The sequence below is a fragment of the Rhizobium sp. RAF56 genome, assembly GCF_052113965.1.
Classification (GTDB): domain Bacteria; phylum Pseudomonadota; class Alphaproteobacteria; order Rhizobiales; family Rhizobiaceae; genus Rhizobium.
Genome location: NZ_JBFRDU010000004.1, coordinates 34,592 through 54,130 on the forward strand (window position 1 = coordinate 34,592; position 19,539 = coordinate 54,130).

The window sequence follows — 19,539 nt, forward strand, 5'->3', positions numbered from 1 at the left end:
GCAGCGGCGCCGCGAGCGGGGGTAACGCTCGCCGTACGCTCTATGTCGACGATCGCCCCACCCGGCCGGAGGGCCGACCCTCCCCTCACGGGAGGGCGGATTGGCGGCAAACAGGCCCACAAAAAAGCAGGGTGCCAGAGTGACGCAAAACTCCACGGACAGCGCCTTTGGCACCAGGATCACCGACGAGGGCATCGACTTTACGGTCTGGTCGAAGCATGCCGAAAAGATAGAGCTTTGCCTTTTCGACGCGGCCGGTGACAGTGAGACCGCCCGCCTTGCGATGATCCGCGACGGCAGCGTCCATCACCTGTCGGTCAAGGGCATCGGCGAGGGAACGCGCTACGGCTACCGTGCGCATGGGCCGTATGATCCCGACAACGGCTTATGGTTCGATCCTTCGAAGCTCTTGATCGATCCCTATGCCAAGGTGCTCGACCGCCCCCTCCACTACGACAGCAAGCTCGGTATCTTCGGCGAGGAGACCCAGGCCCTCGTTCCGAAGGCGATCGCCATCAGCGAGCTCGCCGAGGCCGAGAGGGCATCGATCTTCAAACCCGGCGGCCTCATCTACGAGATCGCCGTCAAGCCGTTCACCATTCTTCATCCCGATGTTCCGAAGGCTAAGCGCGGCACTGTCGCGGCCCTTGCCCATCCTTCCGTCATCGCGCATCTGAAACGCATCGGCGTCGACGCGGTCGAGCTGATGCCGATCACCGCCTGGATCGACGAACGCCACCTGCCGCCGCTCGGGCTCACCAACGGCTGGGGCTACAATCCCGTCGGCTTCATGGCGCTCGATCCGCGCCTGGTGCCCGGCGGCGTCAAGGAATTGCGGGAGACGGTGGAAGCGCTGCACGCCGAAGGCATCGCCGTCATTCTCGATCTGGTCTTCAACCACACCGGCGAAAGCGACCGCCACGGCAGCACGCTGTCGCTGCGCGGGCTCGACAATCCATCCTTCTTCCGTCACCAGCCGGACCGTCCCGGCGAGTTGGTGAACGATACCGGCACCGGCAACACCGTCGCCTGCGACCAACCCTTTATCCGCCGGCTCATTCTAGACAGCCTGCGCCACTTCGTGCTGCAGGCCGGCATCGACGGCTTCCGTTTCGATCTGGCGACGATCATCGGGCGCGACGCGCACGGCTTCCAGGCCGACGGCGGCACGCTGCGCGCCCTCGTTGCCGACGATGTCCTGTCGGACCGGATCATGATCGCCGAACCCTGGGATATCGGTCCCGGCGGTTACCAGCTCGGCAACTTCCCCTCCCCCTTCCTCGAATGGAACGATCGCGCCCGCGACGACATGCGTGCCTACTGGCGCGGCGACGACAACAAGACCGGCGATCTTGCGACCGCCCTTTCCGGCTCCTCCGGCGCGTTCGGTCGCGATGGCCGGCGTCAAACGCGTTCCGTCAATTTCCTCGCCGCCCATGACGGCTTCACGCTGATGGATCTCGTCTCCTATGCCGCCAAGCATAACGAGGCCAACGGCGAAGAAAACCGCGACGGCCACAACGAGAACTATTCGTGGAACAACGGTGTCGAGGGCGCGACCGAGGATCCGGCCGTGCTCGAGCGCCGCCAGAGCGACGTCGCGGCACTGCTTTCGACGCTGTTTGCCACGCGCGGCACCCTCATGCTGACGGCAGGCGACGAAGGCGGGCGCACGCAGCGGGGCAACAACAACGCTTACTGCCAGGACAATGCGATCACCTGGCTCGACTGGTCGCAACTCGACGAACAGCTCATCGAGCACACGGCATTCCTCGCGAGCCTGCGCCGCCGCTTTTCCGTCTTTGGCCAAACCGCCTTCTTCACCGGCAGCGGCGATGTCGAATGGCTGTCGCAGGCCGGCACGGCGATGGAGGTCGCCGAATGGCAGACGCCGTCCTTGAAGACCCTGACCATGCTGCTGTCCACGACCGACTTCGCGACGCGCCGCCGCGCCCGTCTAGCCGTCCTCTTCAATCGCGCCCCTGCCACTCGCACCTTTGCATTGCCCCGCTCGTTCCGGCTCGGCTGGACCGAGCTTTCGCCGGGGGCGGAGGAACGATATCAAGAAACGATCGCGGTTTCCGGCCGCACCGTCAGGTTTCTCCTCGAAGATTGAGAGCACGATCGAAACCCAACTTCGCCATCGTCGCGGGGATGGGCGCGCCCGCCGGCAAGCCGTGTCCCCGGAATAAAACGCTCCGCAAAAACAAAGAATTGCAGGATCGTCCGGCATGGAGATAATGGATGCGATAGGGCCGGTCGGCGAACGGAGAGATAATGGTCAGAGAGATATCACTTGTCGACGTTCCAGGGGTCGTGGGCACGGAAGCGGGCCTCTCCGACTGGATCACGGTCGACCAGAAGATGATCGACGGTTTTGCCGAGGCCACTGACGACCGACAGTACATCCACGTCGATCCGGAGCGCGCCAAGGCCGAAAGCCCCTTCGGCGGAACGATCGCCCACGGGTTCCTGACGCTCTCGCTGCTATCGACGATGAACTACAACTGCCTGCCGAAGATCCGCGAGCAGACGCTCGGCATCAACTACGGCTTCGACAACGTCCGCTTCATTTCCCCCGTCAGGGTCGACCGGCGCATTCGCGGCCATTTCGTTCTCACCCACTGCCGCTTCCGCGGCGCCGGCATGGTCATGCTCACCTACGACGTCACCATCGAGATCGAAGGCGAGCGCAAACCGGCGCTCACCGCGACCTGGACGACGATTTCACAATTCGACCCGAAGGATAGGCCGGAAGGGGTATAGGATGACTGCGGAGGAGAGTATCCGTCGTGCCTTCGCAAGACAATCGGTCTCCTGCGCCGAACTGGGCTCGCCGTTCACCGCGCTGGTGTGCAGCCTCGCCGCCGAGCGCCTGACGGACGTAACCGAAGCGGGAAAGCACATCCTTTCCTGGCCGGGCAATCCCGGCAGTGACGGCGATGCTCTGGCACTGCGCTTCGCGGGAGCGCTTCACGGGCTCGTCCGCTCCGGGGCGGCGCCCGAACTTGCTCGTGCGTATCCGCCGAACGCCATCGATCCCGACGTGCTGTGGGCCGCAGTGGAGGAGGCGCTGCACAGACACCGTACCTTCATCATCGAGCAGTTGAAATCTCCACCCCAGACCAACGAGGTGCGCCGCTCCGCCGCGCTTTTGCCCGGCTTTCTCACGATCGCGAAACTGACCGGAAGGCCGCTCGTTCTTTCAGAAATTGGCGCGAGCGCCGGTCTCAACCTGATTTGGGACCGTTACGCCTACCGGCTCGGGGACTTCTATTGGGGTGGCCCGTCTTCGGTGACATTGAGCCCCGAGTGGGAGGGACCTGCTCTCCCCGGTGCGCAGATCGAAATCGCCGAACGCGCCGCCTGCGATCTCAATCCGCTCGATCCAGAGGCTGACGACGACCGTCTAAGGTTGATGTCCTATATCTGGGCTGACCAGCCGGATCGCCTCCAGCGCACCGAAAGCGCGCTCGATATCGCCGCCGCGTCCACGCATCGGGTGGAGCGCTGTGACGCTGTCGACTGGCTACAGTCACGCCTCGATCAGGTCCGACCCGGTGCGGTGCACGTCATTTACCATTCGATTGCCTGGCAATATCTGCCGGAATCGTCACAGGCGGCAGGCGACGCGATGATCGCATCTGCCGGCGCCCGCAGCACGCCGGACGCGCCGCTCGCGCGCCTTTCCATGGAGGCCGACGGCCAACGCGACGGTGCGGCCTTGGCGCTTCAACTCTGGCCGCCGGGGAAGAAACACCAGATCGGCCGCGCCGACTTTCACGGCCGCTGGATAAGGTGGACAGGCTTGTCCGGGGGCTAGCAAATCAGAGCGCTGCGTCCCCAGCCCCCTCGGCCAGAAGACCGAAGACGTAGTTCGAGAACGAGCGCCACACTTCGACGCGGAAGGTTTCCGCGTCGGTGCGCAGCAGCACGACTTCCGCCTTGCCGAAGAGCGTGCGCGAAGCGGCGCCGACCGGGAAGGCGCCAAGCGACAGGTCCTGGGGGCAGCCGGCGCTGAGCGTCGCCTCGGCGCCCGGTCCCGAAACGATGATCGCGGTATTGCGATGCGAGACGTCAACGGCCGAGTGAAGCGCGGATGCGGTGGCAGCGGCGGCCATCAGGTCGGCTTCGGTCTCGTCGATCAGCAGCCATTCGTCGGGACCGAGCCAGAGGGCGTGGCGCTTGCCTGATTTGGCCGAGGTCTTCGGCTTGACGGGGATTTTGACGCCGAGCGCGGTCGTAAGCGCGGCTAGGGACTCCGTCGGCGCGCGCAGCGAAATCCGGCTTGCGGGCGCGGCGGGGGTCAACCGGACCGCGGCGGAACCGCCATAGCGGCCGGTGAGCGGTAATGTGCGATGAGCCTGATCAGCCATTGATCCGGCCTCCTTCCTTGTCAAAGAACACCATGTCCGTCACTTCGACGGCGATCGTCTTGTCGGGCATGGGCACGTAGAGCGTCCTGCCCATCCGCTCGCGGCCGCCGGCGACCAGCGCAAAGGCAATCGACCGCCCGAGATTTTCCGACCAGTAGGAGGAGGTGACGTGCCCGAGCATGGTCATCGGCTTCGGCTCGTTGGGGTCGGCGACGATCTGCGCCCCCTCTTCCAGCACCGTCTTCGGGTCCTTGGTGATCAGGCCGACGAGCTGCTTGCGGCCTTCCTTCATGAGATCCGGGCGCTTCAGGCCGCGAATACCGACGAAATCCGCCTTCTTCTTGGAGACGGCCCAGGAAAGTCCGGCATCATCGGGCGTTACCGTTCCGTCGGTGTCCTGGCCGACGATGATGTAGCCCTTTTCGGCGCGCAGAATATGCATGGTCTCGGTGCCGTAGGCGCAGGCGCCTATCGGTTCGGCACGTGCCCAGACAGCTTCCCAAACCGCCTGGCCGTAGTCGGCCGGGACGTTGATTTCGTAGCCGAGTTCGCCGGTGAAGGAGACGCGGAAAAGCCGCGCCGGCACGCCGCAGACCTTGCCTTCGGCAACGCTCATGTGCGGGAAAGCCTCGTTGGACAGATCGATCCCCTCGACGAGCGGCTCGATGATCTCGCGCGCCTTCGGTCCCTGCACCGCAATGACGGACCATTGCTCGGTGACCGAGGTCAACCACACCTTGAGATGCGGGAACTCGGTCTGCAGATAGTCCTCCATGTGGTGCAACACGCGCGGCGCGCCGCCGGTCGTGGTCGTCACGTGGAAACGATCGTCGGCAAGGCGACCGACGACGCCGTCGTCATAAACGAAACCGTCCTCGCGCAGCATGATGCCGTAACGGCAGCGGCCGGGCTTCAGCGTGTCCCAGGCGTTGGTGTAGATGAGATTGAGGAATTCGGCCGCATCCGGACCCACCACCTCGATCTTGCCGAGCGTCGAGGCATCGAAGACGCCGCCGACCTTGCGCACGGTCGCGCATTCCCGATCGACCGCCTGATGCATGGTCTCGCCGGATCTCGGATAGAACCAGGCGCGCTTCCAGTTGCCGACGTCTTCGAAGGCGGCGCCGTGCGCCTCTTCCCAGCCGTGCATCGCAGTCTTGCGCGCCGGATCGAAATGATCGCCGCGCGAATGGTTGATGAGCGTGCCGTAGGTGACCGGCGTATAGGGTGCGCGGAAAGTCGTGAGCCCGACCTGCGGGATCTCGCGGCCGAGCATTTCAGCGGCGATCGCAAGGCCGTGCATGTTCGACAACTTGCCCTGATCGGAGGCCATGCCGTTGGTGGTGAAGCGCTTGATGTGCTCGATCGAGTGCATGCCTTCGCGCACGGCAAGGCGGATATCCTTGGCGCAGACATCGTGCTGGAAATCGACGAAGGCCTTCGCGTTGGTTTCGGGCCCCGCACCTTCGGCGCTGCCGATCATGCCGCCGGACCATTCGAACGCCGTCTTGCCGGCAAGCGCGATCGTCTCGCCGCCCATAGCCCCCGCCTCGCGCGCCATACGCTCGCCGGCGCCAAGCGATTCGTCGATCGCCGCCTGCAGCTCGTCCGTGCCGTTGCAGGCGCCGACGGAAACGCAGTCCTGGACATAGGTGCCGGGCAGGAAGCGCTGGTTCTCCGTATCGAATTGCAGCTTGCCGCGCGACTGCGAGAAAAGATGCACCGAAGGCGTCCAGCCGCCCGAAACGAGCAATGCGTCGATCGCCATCTTTCGGCTTGCCTTGCTGCCGTTGCGCGCCACGGTCATCGATGAAACGCGCAGCTTGCCGGCGGTGTCGATGACCGAGTGACCGGCGAGAACCTCGATGCCGAGGCTGCGCGCCTGCGCCATCACAGCTTCGCCCGGTCGCGGCCGGCAATCGACGATGGCGGCCACGGTGACGCCCGCGCGCTTCAGGTCGAACGCGGCCTCATAGGCGGAATCATGCGCCGCATAGACGCCGATCTTCGCACCGACGGCGACGCCGTAGTGATTGAGATAGGTGCGCGCCGCAGACGCAAGCATAATGCCGGGACGGTCGTTGTTCGGAAACACCATGTGGCGCTCGATGGCGCCGGTGGCGAGGATGACGCGCCGGGCGCGCACCTGCCAGAGCCGTTCGCGCGGCAGGTCGCGGCCGGGCTTTGCCAGATGGTCGGTCACCCGCTCGGCAAGGCCGATGAAATTGTGGTTGTAATAGCCGAAGGCGGTGGTGCGGGTCAGCACCTGGACATTCGGCATCGCCTTGAGCTTGGCCACAGCATCCTGCGCCCAGACATAGCCCTCTTTCCCGTCAACGCTCGTCCCGGCGTCGAAGCGCAGCGCGCCGCCGACCTCCGGCTGTTCGTCGCAAAGGATGACCTTCGCGCCCGTTTCGGCGGCGGCAAGCGCTGCCGAGAGGCCGGCAACGCCGGCACCGACGACCATCACGTCGCAATGGGCATAGCGGCCGGCATAGTGATCCGGATCCGGTTCGGTGGGCGCGACGCCGAGACCGGCGGCGCGGCGGATGAAGGGCTCGTAGATATGCTTCCATGCGCTCTTCGGCCACATGAAGGTCTTGTAGTAGAAGCCGGCGGCGAAGAACGGCGACATCCAGTTGTTGACGCCGCCGACGTCGAAGGCGAGGTTCGGCCAGCGGTTCTGCGAGCTCGCGATCATGCCGTCGAAGACTTCCTGGACACTGGCGCGCACGTTCGGCTGCTTGCGCGAGGCGTCACGCGAAATATCGAGCAACGCGTTCGGCTCTTCCGCTCCCGCCGACAGGATGCCGCGCGGGCGGTGATACTTGAAGGAACGGCCGACGAGATGGACGCCGTTCGCCAGCAGCGCCGAGGCAACGGTGTCGCCCTCGAGCGCGGTGTAGCGCTTGCCGTCGAAGGTGAAGCGCGCGGTCCTCGCAGGCGTGAGGCGGCCCTTGCCGGCTATACGGTTGGCGCCGCTCATCGGGCATCTCCTTCGGTCGCTTCATAGGTCTCGACGGTGGCGCTCGTCGCAGGCTGAGGATGAAGATCCGGCTTCGGCTCCCCGGCCTTGTAGGTGGTGATGAACCTGTCGCTCACGGTGTCGCGGGCGGCATTGAAGAAGCGGCCGCAGCCATGAATGTGCCGCCAGCGCTCGAAGATCAGGCCCTTCGGATTGTCGCGCAGGAAGAAGAATTCCTCGAACTGCTCGTCGGAGATCGCGGCAATGTCCGACGGGCGGGCGATATGGGCGTCGCCGGCGTTGCGGAATTCGAGCTCGGAGCGCTCTTCCTGACAATAGGGGCAATGGATGAGTAGCATGGAAACCTCGTGTCAGTGCGCGACGGCGGCCGCGGCCGCCTCGTCGATGAGGCGCCCCGTCCGGAAACGGTCGAGCGTCAGGCCGGCATTGAACTTGTGCGGCTCGTCGCGGGCGATGAGATGCGCGAAGAGGTTCGCCGAACCCGGCGTCGCCTTGAAGCCGCCCGTGCCCCAGCCGCAGTTGACGTAAAGCCCCGGCACCGGCGTCTTCGACTGGATTGCCGAACGGTCCGGCGTGTTGTCGACGATGCCACCCCAGGAGCGCATCATCTTGACGCGACGGAACATCGGGAAAAGCTCGCAGATCGCATCGAGCGTATGGGTGATGATCTGCAGGCCGCCGGTCTGGCTGTAGGAATTGTACTGGTCGGTGCCGGCCCCGATGACAAGTTCACCCTTGTCCGACTGCGAAATATAGGCGTGGACCGTGTTCGACATCACCACGCAAGGGAAAATCGGCTTCAGCGGTTCCGAAACCAGCGCCTGCAGCGGGCTCGACTGCAAGGGCACGCGCACGTCCGCCATCTTCATCACGGTCGTGGTGTGGCCTGCCGCCGAAACGCCGATCTTCTTGGCGCCGATGAAGCCGCGGCTGGTCTCGACGCCGGCAACGCGTCCGTCCGGCCCGCGGCGAATGCCGGTCACTTCGCAATTCTGGATGATATGGACGCCGCGATCGGAAGCGGCGCGGGCATAGCCCCAGGCAACCGCATCATGGCGCGCGGTGCCGCCTCTGCGCTGCAACGCCGCCCCGTTGATCGGGTAGCGGGCGCTCTGGGAAATATCGAGCGGCGGACAATAGGCCTTGGCCTGTTCCGGCGTCAGCCATTCGTTGTCGATGCCGTACAGGCGATTGGCATGGATATGCCGCTTGAACGACTGCTGGTCGTGAATGTTGTGCGAGAGCATCATGACGCCGCGCGGCGAGTACATGACGTTATAATTGAGATCCTGAGAAAGCCCCTCCCAGAGCTTCATCGAATGCTCGTAGATGTGCATGCTCTCTTCATAGAGATAGTTCGAGCGGATGATGGTGGTGTTGCGGCCGGTATTGCCTCCGCCGAGCCAGCCCTTCTCGATGACGGCGACATTGGTGATGCCGTGTTCCTTGGCGAGATAGTAGGCAGCACCCAATCCATGTCCGCCGGCGCCGATGATGATGACATCATATTCTTGGCGCGGCTCGGGCGAAGTCCATTGGGCCTGCCAACCCTTGTGGCCACGCATGGCCTCTCGTGCCACGGCAAAAACCGAGTATCTACGCATTCGCCCTCTACTCCTTTAAGGAAGAGCCCTTTCAATCGCCGCATACAAATCGCAAATCCCGGCCCGAGACAACGGTTCTTTTGCGACGCAATCGGCATCCTCTTTTGACACGGCGGGCACAGGCGGAAAAGAAGTCCGCCCCGCTTGTCCCGAGGATGCGGCGAGCATCCGCCGGGATCGCCAGCCTTACCTCCCATGCGCGCAAATGGTTGAAGGCTACAACTTTCACATAGCCATGCTAGTATGCGCCCTAAAGCTGGCGATCATTCTGCTGCGGGAGACGATGTCATGGTGAGCATCATCGAAAGCGAATACAATTTCAGCAGCCTGTCGGTGAAGGAACTGCTCGAGGCGCGCGACCTCTATCACTACCATCTCATGAGCAAGGACAATGTCGTCGGCACCGCGATCGGGCTCTATCTGATCCGCCGGGACGAGAAAAGACCGCAGGAATCCGGGCAGGACCGCACACTTGCCAAGAAACCGTCGACGACGCCCAGAACGCTCGCCAACTCGGAAGTCCGCGAATATTCCTGGCCCTGCGTTCTCGTCTTCGTTCGCCGCTGGGAAACCCTGGAGGACTTCAGGGACAAGCCGACGCAGATCGTACCGAAAACGCTCTATATGCCCGACGGCAAAGCCGTGCCCGTTTGCGTCGTGGAAGTGGACGAGGTTGCCGGCGGCAACGAGGACATGCTTACGACCAAGATAAGGCCGCATACCAAGCTCGGCGGCGGGCTTCCGATTACCGTCGAGACCCAGGGACAGGTTCATACCGCGACGGCCGGATGCCTGGTGACGGATGGCAACACCGTCTACGCGCTTACCGCCCGCCATGCCTGCGGCGAGCCCGGGACGGAGATCCGCAGCCAAATGCGCGAAGGCGCGGTCGATATCGGCTGGAGCACCGAACGCCAGCTGACACGCCTGCCCTTCAACACCGTCTATCCCGGTTTCACCGCGCACCAATCCTATGTGACGCTGGATGTCGGCCTGGTCCGGCTCGACGACGTCAATGACTGGACCAGCAACATCTACGGCCTGCCGCCATTGCAGCCGATTGCCGATTTCTACGAGCAGAACCTGACCCTGAAACTGATCGACTGGCCGGTCGTCGCCTATGGCGCCGCCTCGGGCCTGCTTTCCGGAACGATCAAGGCGATGTTCTACCGCTACCGATCCGTCGGCGGTTACGACTACGTCGGCGACTTCCTGATCGCGCCGGCGGGCGACGGCGCGCATACGCGCCACGGCGATTCGGGCGCCATCTGGCATCTCGACCTGACGAAGGACGAAAAGGACAAGCCGCCGGCCGACATTCTCGGCCGCAATCTACGTCCCCTCGCCATCGAATGGGGCGGTCAGGTGTTCGACGTCGGCGGCAAGCGCTCGAACTTCGCCGTCGCCACCAGCCTCAGCAACGTCTGCAAGCTCCTGGATGTGGAGCTGGTGACCGACCAGGACCGCGGCGTTTCTGGCTATTGGGGCCGCGAAGGCCACTACAGCATCGCAACGCTTGCGATCAGCCAGCTTCCTGCGGGTCCCCTGAAGACCCTGCTCGAGGCCAACGCCGATCTCCTGAGCTTCGACCTTGCCACCCTGGCGAAGAAGGGCTTTTCCACGAAGGAAGCCAAAGCCGCCTCGGCAAGGCTTGCCGATGTTCCCGATGACGTCTGGAAGCAGTCGATCAAGGCGCCGGGCGGACGCGACACCCAGGTTCGCGACGGACCCGAACATCCGAACCACTATGCCGATATCGACACGCCCTATGGCGGCAAGACACTGCGCCAACTCGCCCTCAAACGGCCGAAGACCTACCTGACGGTCGCCGCCTGGCAGCGCTATTACAAGGACCTTGCCGACAAGGCGCGGGCTGAAGGCGACAAGAAGGAAGAGCGGCGCGCACGGGATCCCCTCAACCAAGGCCTCCTCCCCTTCCGCGTCTGGCAGATCTTTGAGGAAATGGTCAAGTTTGTCCGCGCCGGCGATATCAAAAGCTTCGTTACCGCCGCCGGCATCCTTGCGCACTACATCGGCGACGGCTCCCAGCCGCTGCACGGCTCGGCATTTGCCGACGGCGATCCGTCACACCTGGTCACTGACGAAAAAACCGGTGAAAAGGTACGCTACGGCGAAGGCGTCCATTCCGCCTTCGAAAGCGATATGCTTGACGTCATGGCCGGACAGGGCGCACTGATCCCCGCGCTTCGAACCGCGTTGCCGGCCGGTGGCCACGGCCTGGCGCTGGTCAAGGAGGGTTCGAAAGCCGCGCTGGCCTGCATCCGGCTGATGGACGACGTCGCCAAGATCCTGCCGCCCATGACGATCATCGACGCCTACGAGAACGTCGGCGCGCGCGGCACCAAAGCGCAGGCGACGCGCGTCGCTCTGTGGCATGCCGTCGGCACCGAGACGGCCGGCGTGATGGCCCTCGGCATCCGCTATCTCGCGATGATCTGGGAATCGGCGTGGAATGCCGGCGGCGGCGCGCCGCAGGATCAGGCACAACTGCGCGCCTTTACCACCGAGGAGGTGAAGGCGCTCTATCTCAGACGAGATTTCCTCGCCTCCTATACGCTCGACGAGATCGGCCCCATCCTGCGCCAGCCGACTTTGCAGGACAAGGCAGCCAAGGCGGTCACGGCTGAACATGACGACGGCGCGAAGGACACGCATTGAGGTGTCCTTGATCCGTCAAACCGGCCAGCGGCGGGTGTCACGGCCCGCAAAAACGGGAATTTTTGCCGCAAACCCGGCGACCCCGCTAGACTTTGACAAAGTGATCTGATATTCCGCCACACCAATCGCAAGGTGACGTGCCGAGCGAACGTCATTACTTTGCCCCGGAAAGGTGATTTCCGCAGGGTCAGCAAAACCAAAGGAACGGGATTTCACGTGCAGGTACTTGTCCGCGATAACAATGTCGACCAAGCTCTCCGCGCTCTCAAGAAGAAGATGCAGCGCGAGGGTATTTTCCGCGAAATGAAGATGCGCGACTTCTACGAGAAGCCCTCGCAGAAGCGCGCTCGCGAAAAGGCCGAAGCTGTTCGCCGCGTTCGCAAGCTCGCTCGCAAGCGCGCTCAGCGCGAAGGCGTGGTTGCACGTTAATCGTCGTTATTTCGACGTTTTCAGATGTATGTCTGGCGGGGGCGAGTCGTTCGCCGCCGCCTTTTTTATTTTGTCTCTGAGAGGTAGGCATCGGCAGGGCCGATGTACGCATGGGGAGAGCACGCCGGGCATGGCAACCAAAACGTTGAAACAATCCCGCTCGTCGAACCGATTTTCGGGCAATGCTAGGACATACAGGGCAACGCTGGCCGGCTTGGCGCTTGCCGCGGCTTTCGGCCTCGCGGGCTGCCAGACCGATTCTTCCGAGAACGTGATCCGCATCGACAAGGCGCAGGGGTCGCAGGAAAACATCGCCTCGCTGACGTCGGTCATCAACTCAAATCCGCAGGATCCCGAGGGTTACAACGTCCGTGGCTCGGCCTATGGTCGCGCCGGCGAGTTCAACAAGGCGCTTGCCGATTTCAATCAGGCCATCCAGATCAACCCGAAATTCTATCAGGCCTACGCCAACCGCGCGCTGGTCCTGCGCAACATGGGCAAGCAGCCCGAGGCGGTCGCCGACTACAACACCGCGCTGCAGATCAACTCCAGCTACGATGTCGCCTATATCGGTCGCGGCAATATCTACCGCCAGGCCGGCCGTGACGACGACGCGTTCAGGGATTTCTCGAAGGCCATCGATCTCGGCACCACCGACGGGCGCGCCTATCACAATCGCGGCCTGATCTACCAGAAGCGCAAACAGCAGGACAAGGCCATTGAGGACTTCTCCAAGGCGATCTCGCTGTCGCCGAATTCGCCCGAGCCCTACGACGGCCGCGGCATTTCCTATTTCGCGTTGAACGACGACGACAACGCCTTCGCCGACTTCAACCACGCCATCGAACTCGACGGCAACAATGCCGAATCCTGGGCAAACCAGGCGCTGGTCTACGAGCGTCGCGGCGACAAGGACAAGGCGGCGCGTTCCTATCAGCACGCAGTCAATCTCGATCCCAAGTACCAGCCGGCCAGGGATGGCCTGGCACGGGTACGCGGCACCTGATCGAAAGCTGCCGTCTGCCTTGCGGCGGGCGGCGCCTCTGGTTGCGTACCCCAGACAACAGCGCGTGCGGCGTGATTTCTCGATGAAGAGAACCATGCGGCCGTTCTAAACCGTTGACGCGTCCGCCGCTCGTTCGTCGAGCGGGAGACGCGGGCGCGGGTATATGTGGGAGCAGCATGGCCAACACTCAGCACGTCATAGTCGTCGGCGCCGGCATCATCGGCGCATCGATCGCCTGGCATCTCGTCCGGCGAGGCGCATCGGTTACTATTGTGGCCGCCAGGGCCGGCGGCGAGGCGACGCCGAATTCCTTTGCGTGGATCAATGCGAGCTGGGGCAATCCCGAGCCCTATTTCCGCTTTCGCATACATTCGATGAAAGAGTGGAGACGCCTTGCCGAGGCGGTCGACGGCATCCCGCTCAAGTGGTGCGGCGGTCTCTGCTGGGACCTGCCGCCCAAGGAACTCGAAGCCTATGCCACCGAGCACGCCGGCTGGGGATATGGCATTCGCAAGGTCGACCGCGACAAGGCCGCCCGATTGGAGCCGGGGCTCTCGGAACTTCCCGAGAGCGCGCTTCACGTCGCCGAAGAGGGTGCCGCGGAACCTGTCGCCACTACCCATCTCCTCCTCGCGGATGCCGTGCGCCGAGGCGTCAGATTTCATCCGAACGTGAATGCCCTCAAGCTCGCAAGAGACGGCGAGCGCGTCGTGGGTGTGAACACGGCCGATGGCATGCTGCAGGCCGACCGTGTCGTTCTTGCCGCCGGCTTCGGCACGGTCGCGCTCGCAGCCTCGGCCGGCATCAATTTGCCAGTGGAGGCGCCGCCTGGTCTCATCGTCCACTCCGGCCGATATCGGCCGGTCCTCAAAGGTCTGGTGTTGGCGCCCGAGCTACATATGCGGCAGACGAGCGAAGGTCGCATCATCGCCGGCAGCGATTTTGGCGGCGGCGATCCGGGCGCGGAACCTCGCAAGGCTGCCGCCCGCCTGTTCGCCAAGGTCAAGGCGATGCTCAAGGACGCGGACGATCTGGAACTGGATTTCCATACCGTCGGTTACCGGCCGACGCCGAAGGACGGCTTTCCGATCATCGGCGGCGTCGATGGCGCGGAGGGGGTCTATGTGGCCGTCCTGCATTCGGGCATCACGCTCGCGCCACTCGTCGGACGGCTCGCCGCCGACGAGATCCTCGGCATGGAGCAGCCCCTCCTCTCCCCGTTCCGCCTGTCCCGTTTCGGAGCATAGCCGACAGCGCCGGACGGCGGCCTTTCACCTGTTGTCACGTATATTATCATTATCTAATATATGAAATTGGAGAGCGTGCTATTAAACAGCGCATGACCCTTTAGGCGGGAATTGAGCCGAAAAGGGATAATGCGCAATCTCAAAATGCTACAGCGTTCCTAGCGCGTCATGAACGACGGGCTGTGCTGTAAGGGTCGCGGAGGGGTTCGACATGACGGCGTTCTTCGCGGGCGTCCAGGGCCATTTCTGCCTCAGATTCTGCGCATGAAGAGCGTGCGCATTTTTCCGCGGGCACCGATCGGCGCCTACCTTCTGGCGATCGTGCTTGCCATCGCGCTGCCGATCCTCGCCTTCGTCGCGCTGCTCCTCCTGCAACTCGAGGACAATGAGCGCAGTGCGCTCAGGCGCGACACCGTTCAAGACGCGCAGGTGCTCGCCCGCGGCATAGACCGCCAATTGCAGGACATGGCGACGACGTTGAGGATTCTCTCGACGTCGCCGGAACTCGAAAAGTCCGATTTCTCAGCCTTTCACGAACGTACCACTTCGGCGCTTGCCTCCGAGGCGCTCTACGTCATCCTGGTCGACGCGGAAGGACGTCAGTTTCTCAACACCCGCCGCCCCTATGGAACGCCTCTACAGCGCATGTCCAACCTGCCGGCGCTCTGGAGCGCCTTGAATTCCCAAAAGACCGAGGTGTCAGACGTTTTCATCGGCGCCACCAGCGGCGAGCCCGTGTTCAACGTCACCATGCCGCTTCCCCCGACAGCCCCCGGCGCCGCCCTCATCGCCACCCAGAACGCCAAGGAGCTCGCACAGCTTGTCTCCGTCGACGGGCTGCCGCCCGGCTGGTCCGCCGCCGTGCTCGACAGTTCCGGCCATGTCGTCGTGGCGAGTGGCCCTGCCAATCTGGCGCCCGCGAGCGCCTTTTTTCCGGACCTGCTGCCCGACATGACCGCGACGAGCGGCTCGATCCAGGGACGGGCCGTGCTGCCGCGCAATCTGCTCGGCTACGCACAGATACCCGGATGGTCATGGAAGATCGCCGTCTGGGGACCCATTGCGTCTGCCCAGTCGTCGATCACCAGCACTTGGCGCTTTCTGATCATTGGCGGCATCGCGCTGCTGTCGATCGCGCTCATCGCGGTCTATGTCGTCGCGCGCCAGGTTCGCGGCACGATCCGCAACATCGCCAAGATGGCCGACCGCATGGGACGCGGCGACATCGTATCGCCGATCGAGACGAGCGTGATCGAGGCGAACCAGGTGGCCGTCGCGCTTTCCAACGCCTCTTTCGACCGCAGCCAGACCGAAGACCGGCTGCATTTCGTCATGCACGAACTGGTGCACCGGACCAAGAACCTGCTGGCGCTGGCACAGGCGATGATGCGGCAGCTTGCCAAGCAGACGGACAGCATCGATGCGTTCCAGCGCGCCGTTTCGGATCGTCTCGAGGGGCTCGCGCGCTCGATCGAGGTTCTGACCAGCGAGCAATGGTCCGGCGTCTCGCTTCGGCGCCTCATCGACATTCATCTGGCGACATTCCTGCAGGCGCCGCAGCAGCTCGACGTACGCGGTACGGACTTCCTGCTGAAGCCGGAAGCCGTGCAGAACCTTGGTCTCGCGCTCCATGAACTGGCGACCAATTCGGTCAAATACGGCGCGCTCTCCGTGCTCGGCGGCAGGATCGAGATCAGCTGGGCGGATATCCCCGGCGAGAACGGTTCGTTGCTGCGCATGACCTGGAAAGAGTTCAACGGTCCGTCGGTCAGCGAGCCGACGCATGCCGGCTTCGGCACGACGGTGATCAGAACGCACGCAGCGGCAGCCTTCAGCGGCAGCGTGGACATCGAATTCCGGTCGGAAGGCTTGCAATGGGTTCTGACCGCACCCCGCCACACCATGGAGCGGGACTGACCGCGCAGACATTTCCGCGAAACAGCCGACAGCGGCCGCGCAACTTGCAAAAATACAATTTATACGAAAGAAATAGGTCGCCGGGTTGCAATGATCCGGCAGCGAAAGGAGGTGAGACGATTGAAGATCCGGCTTACGGTTGTCGTTAGGTTGTTCGGTTGCCGCTGGACACTAACGATTAGCCGCTAAGAGAAGGAGATCGGGCGCAAGCCCGGTCTCCACCGGAACGAAGGTCGTCTCACCTCCCTCGACTACAGATATTACCACTCCACCGCGCAAATTCAAGCGATGGCCTCAGTGGGCCATCGCCTTGTTGATTTCCTCGGTCATCTTCTTGGCGTCGCCGAGCAGCATCATTGTGCCGTCCTTGTAGAACAGCGTGTTGTCGATGCCGGCGTAGCCGGAGCCGAGCGAACGCTTGATGAAGAGACAGGTCTTGGCCTTGTCGACGTCGAGGATCGGCATGCCGTAGATCGGCGAGGTCTTGTCGTCGCGCGCCGCCGGGTTGGTGACGTCGTTGGCGCCGATGACGTAGGCGACGTCGGCCTGGGCGAACTCCGAGTTGATGTCCTCCAATTCGAACACCTCGTCATAGGGGACGTTCGCTTCGGCCAACAGCACGTTCATGTGTCCCGGCATGCGGCCCGCGACCGGATGGATCGCGTATTTCACCTCGACGCCATTCTTCTTGAGATTGTCGGCAAGCTCGCGCAGAGCATGCTGCGCCTGCGCTACCGCCATGCCGTAGCCCGGAACGATGATGACCTTGGAGGCATTGGCCATGAGGTAGGCCGCATCCTCGGCGGAGCCGAGCTTCACGGTGCGGTCGATGTCTTCGGCCGCGGCACTTGTGGTGTCGCCACCGAAGCCACCGAGAATGACCGAGATGAAGGAGCGGTTCATGCCCTTGCACATGATGTAGGACAGGATCGCACCCGAAGAACCAACGAGCGCGCCGGTGATGATCAGCGCGAGGTTGCCGAGCGTGAAGCCGATGCCGGCCGCCGCCCATCCCGAGTAGGAATTCAGCATCGACACGACCACCGGCATGTCGGCGCCGCCGATCGGGACGATCAGGAGCACGCCCAGCGCCAGCGACAGGGCGACGATCGCCCAGAAGTCGAAGTGGCTTTCGCTGATGCCGAGGCCCACGATGAAGAGGACGATGAGGGCAAGGATCGCGGCGTTGATGAAGTGCCGGAAGGGCAGCATGATCGGCTTGCCGGACATGCGGCCGTCAAGCTTCAGGAAGGCGATGATCGAGCCCGTGAAGGTGAGCGCGCCGATCGCAACGCCGAGCGCCATCTCGACGCGCGCTTCGTGGTGGATCGAGCCGATTTGGCCGATGCCGAAGGACGATGGCGTATAGAGTGCCGCCGCCGCCACCAACACGGCAGCCAGACCGACCAGCGAGTGGAAGCCCGCCACCAGCTGCGGCATGGAGGTCATCGGAATGACGCGCGCAATATAGGCGCCGGCGCCGCCACCGATCGCCAGACCGAGTACGATCAACACGAGACCGCCGAAAGAGGGCGTCGCCAGCATCAGGGTGGTCGCGATCGCGATACCCATGCCGACCATGCCGTAGAGATTGCCCTTGCGGCTGGTTGCCGGATGCGAAAGGCCGCGGAGCGCCAAAATGAAGAGGACGCCCGAGACCAGATAGAGAAAGGCCGAAATATTGGTCAGCATGGTCGCCTCACTTGTCCTTCTTCTTGTACATCGCCAGCATGCGCTGGGTGACAAGGAAGCCGCCGAAGATGTTCACCGAAACGAGAACGAGCGCGACGAAGCCGAAGCCGGTCGCAAGCCCGCTCGTGGAAATGCCGACTGCAAGCAGCGCGCCGACGACGATCACCGAGGAGATCGCGTTGGTGACGGCCATCAAGGGGGTGTGAAGGGCCGGCGTTACCGACCAGACGACGTAGTAGCCGACGAAAATCGACAGGACGAAGATCGCAAGCTGGAACACAAAGGGATCGATCATGCCGCCGGTGGCGGCGCTTGCGGCTTCGGGAGCCTGAGCGGCGGCAGAGGCAACGGCCCTGACGGCATCGTTCAGCTGCTGGAGTGCCTGGTCCATTGTCTGCGACATCACTTTGCTCCCTTCTTGGCAGTCTCTTGCTGCACTTCCAGGAAATTCGGGTGAACGACGGCACCGCCATGGGTGAGCATCGTCGCCTTGATGAGATCGTCCTCGAGGTTCGGAGCGACCGTCTTCGTCTCCTTGTTGAGCATCGTCTCCAGGAAAGTCAGGAGGTTCTTGGCATAGAGCAGCGAAGCGCTGGCCGGCACACGTCCGGCCATGTTGCTGAAGCCGATAACCTTGACGCCGTCCACGTCGGCGATCTTGCCGGCCTTGACGCCCTCGATGTTGCCACCGCGTTCGACCGCAAGGTCGACGGCGACCGAACCCGGACGCATCGACTTCAGCATCTCGCGGGAAACAAGGCGCGGCGCCGGGCGGCCCGGGATCAGAGCCGTGGTGATGACGATGTCCTGCTTGGCGATGTGCTCGGCAACGAGCGCCGCCTGCTTGGCCTGGTACTCCCTGGACATTTCCTTGGCATAGCCACCGGCGGTTTCTGCCGCCTTGAACTCGTCGTCCTCCACGGCAATGAACTTGCCGCCGAGCGAGGCGACCTGTTCCTTTGACGCCGGACGCACATCGGTTGCGGAAACCGCAGCGCCCATGCGGCGCGCCGTCGCGATCGCCTGGAGGCCGGCAACGCCGGCGCCCATGACGAAGACCTTGGCGGCCGGAACCGTGCCCGCGGCCGTCATCATCATCGGCATGGCGCGATCATAGAGCGCGGCCGCCTCGACAACGGCCTGATATCCGGCAAGGTTCGCCTGGCTGGAGAGCACGTCCATCGACTGCGCGCGGGTGATGCGCGGCATCAGTTCCATGGCGAAGCTGGTGAGCCCGGCCTTCGCCATCTCGGCAAGCGCCTCGGCGTGGCCGTAGGGATCCATGACCGCGATCACGATCGCGCCGCTGCGGTAGCCGGAAATCTCCGCGCCTGTCGGGCGGCGAACCTTCAAGACGACGTCGGCCTTGGCCGCATCCGCGGCCGAACCGATGCGGGCGCCCACGGCTTCGTATTCGCCATCGGGAATTCGCGAGGAAAGGCCGGCGCCGGCTTCGACCACGACCTCCAGTCCAAACGTTCGCATTTTCTTGACGGTCTCGACGGACGCGGCAACGCGCGTCTCATCCCCTACCGTCTCCTTTGATACAAAAACAAGATTGCTCAAATGCACCTCCCATGCACCAGACAACACGCGCTGCCGA

General features: G+C 63.5%; 16 protein-coding genes. 8 read left to right on the forward strand and 8 right to left on the reverse strand.

The features are described from left to right. Positions 1-139: 139 nt before the first annotated feature. The 3 genes from glgX to AB4048_RS04565 all read left to right on the forward strand — a co-directional run bounded on the left by glgX (position 140) and on the right by AB4048_RS04565 (position 3,823). Positions 140-2,116, forward strand: a complete 1,977-nt coding sequence (gene glgX / locus AB4048_RS04555) for a glycogen debranching protein GlgX (protein WP_442200730.1) — start codon at positions 140-142, stop codon at positions 2,114-2,116. Positions 2,117-2,277: 161 nt separating this feature from the next. Beyond that, positions 2,278-2,766: a MaoC family dehydratase gene (locus tag AB4048_RS04560; RefSeq protein WP_442200731.1), complete on the forward strand. Its 489-nt coding sequence runs from the start codon at positions 2,278-2,280 to the stop codon at positions 2,764-2,766. A 1-nt stretch (position 2,767) separates the two neighbouring features. Beyond that, the gene (locus tag AB4048_RS04565) at positions 2,768-3,823 is read left to right on the forward strand and encodes a DUF2332 domain-containing protein (RefSeq protein ID WP_442200732.1); all 1,056 of its coding nucleotides are present in this window, start codon (positions 2,768-2,770) and stop codon (positions 3,821-3,823) included. A gap of 4 nt (positions 3,824-3,827) precedes the next feature. On the opposite strand, the gene AB4048_RS04570 is transcribed toward AB4048_RS04565, so the two are convergent. Genes AB4048_RS04570 through AB4048_RS04585 form a run of 4 tightly spaced genes read right to left on the reverse strand, consistent with a single transcriptional unit; the run spans position 3,828 to position 8,966 of the window. Beyond that, a complete protein-coding gene (locus AB4048_RS04570; RefSeq protein ID WP_442200733.1) occupies positions 3,828-4,376 on the reverse strand; it encodes a sarcosine oxidase subunit gamma in 549 nt (182 codons plus the stop codon). Next, positions 4,369-7,362 (reverse strand): sarcosine oxidase subunit alpha, encoded by a 2,994-nt coding sequence (locus AB4048_RS04575; RefSeq protein ID WP_442200734.1) that lies wholly within the window; start codon positions 7,360-7,362, stop codon positions 4,369-4,371. Before AB4048_RS04575 ends, AB4048_RS04570 begins: the two co-directional genes overlap by 8 nt. Next, entirely contained in the window at positions 7,359-7,700 is a 342-nt protein-coding gene (locus AB4048_RS04580) for a sarcosine oxidase subunit delta (RefSeq protein WP_442200735.1), read from the reverse strand. The genes AB4048_RS04575 and AB4048_RS04580 overlap by 4 nt, the downstream gene beginning before the upstream one ends. A gap of 12 nt (positions 7,701-7,712) precedes the next feature. Next, positions 7,713-8,966, reverse strand: a complete 1,254-nt coding sequence (locus AB4048_RS04585) for a sarcosine oxidase subunit beta family protein (protein ID WP_442200736.1) — start codon at positions 8,964-8,966, stop codon at positions 7,713-7,715. A gap of 288 nt (positions 8,967-9,254) precedes the next feature. On the opposite strand from AB4048_RS04585, the gene AB4048_RS04590 reads away from it, so the two are divergent. After that, positions 9,255-11,645 carry a hypothetical protein gene (locus tag AB4048_RS04590; protein WP_442200737.1) on the forward strand — a complete coding sequence of 797 codons (2,391 nt, stop codon included), beginning with the start codon at positions 9,255-9,257 and terminating at the stop codon, positions 11,643-11,645. 15 nt (positions 11,646-11,660) lie between these two features. Here AB4048_RS04590 and AB4048_RS04595 read toward each other — a convergent pair whose 3' ends face one another. Continuing rightward, the gene (locus AB4048_RS04595; RefSeq protein ID WP_442200738.1) at positions 11,661-11,861 is read right to left on the reverse strand and encodes a hypothetical protein; all 201 of its coding nucleotides are present in this window, start codon (positions 11,859-11,861) and stop codon (positions 11,661-11,663) included. On the opposite strand from AB4048_RS04595, the gene rpsU reads away from it, so the two are divergent. The 4 genes from rpsU (at position 11,862) to AB4048_RS04615 (ending at position 16,244) form a co-directional block, all read left to right on the forward strand. Then, complete coding sequence (gene rpsU / locus AB4048_RS04600) at positions 11,862-12,074, forward strand: 30S ribosomal protein S21 (RefSeq protein WP_077500520.1); 213 nt, start codon at positions 11,862-11,864, stop codon at positions 12,072-12,074. A 130-nt stretch (positions 12,075-12,204) separates the two neighbouring features. Then, entirely contained in the window at positions 12,205-13,080 is an 876-nt protein-coding gene (locus AB4048_RS04605; RefSeq protein ID WP_442200739.1) for a tetratricopeptide repeat protein, read from the forward strand. A 176-nt stretch (positions 13,081-13,256) separates the two neighbouring features. Further along, positions 13,257-14,327 carry an NAD(P)/FAD-dependent oxidoreductase gene (locus tag AB4048_RS04610; protein ID WP_442200740.1) on the forward strand — a complete coding sequence of 357 codons (1,071 nt, stop codon included), beginning with the start codon at positions 13,257-13,259 and terminating at the stop codon, positions 14,325-14,327. A gap of 264 nt (positions 14,328-14,591) precedes the next feature. Further along, positions 14,592-16,244: a sensor histidine kinase gene (locus tag AB4048_RS04615; protein ID WP_442200741.1), complete on the forward strand. Its 1,653-nt coding sequence runs from the start codon at positions 14,592-14,594 to the stop codon at positions 16,242-16,244. A gap of 294 nt (positions 16,245-16,538) precedes the next feature. Here the strand turns inward: AB4048_RS04615 and AB4048_RS04620 are convergent, their stop codons facing one another. Genes AB4048_RS04620 through AB4048_RS04630 form a run of 3 tightly spaced genes read right to left on the reverse strand, consistent with a single transcriptional unit; the run spans position 16,539 to position 19,502 of the window. Then, positions 16,539-17,933, reverse strand: a complete 1,395-nt coding sequence (locus tag AB4048_RS04620) for an NAD(P)(+) transhydrogenase (Re/Si-specific) subunit beta (RefSeq protein WP_442200903.1) — start codon at positions 17,931-17,933, stop codon at positions 16,539-16,541. A gap of 10 nt (positions 17,934-17,943) precedes the next feature. Continuing rightward, the gene (locus AB4048_RS04625; protein WP_442200742.1) at positions 17,944-18,342 is read right to left on the reverse strand and encodes a proton-translocating transhydrogenase family protein; all 399 of its coding nucleotides are present in this window, start codon (positions 18,340-18,342) and stop codon (positions 17,944-17,946) included. Continuing rightward, the gene (locus AB4048_RS04630; protein WP_442200743.1) at positions 18,339-19,502 is read right to left on the reverse strand and encodes a Re/Si-specific NAD(P)(+) transhydrogenase subunit alpha; all 1,164 of its coding nucleotides are present in this window, start codon (positions 19,500-19,502) and stop codon (positions 18,339-18,341) included. Before AB4048_RS04630 ends, AB4048_RS04625 begins: the two co-directional genes overlap by 4 nt. Between the last annotated feature and the right edge of the window lie 37 nt (positions 19,503-19,539).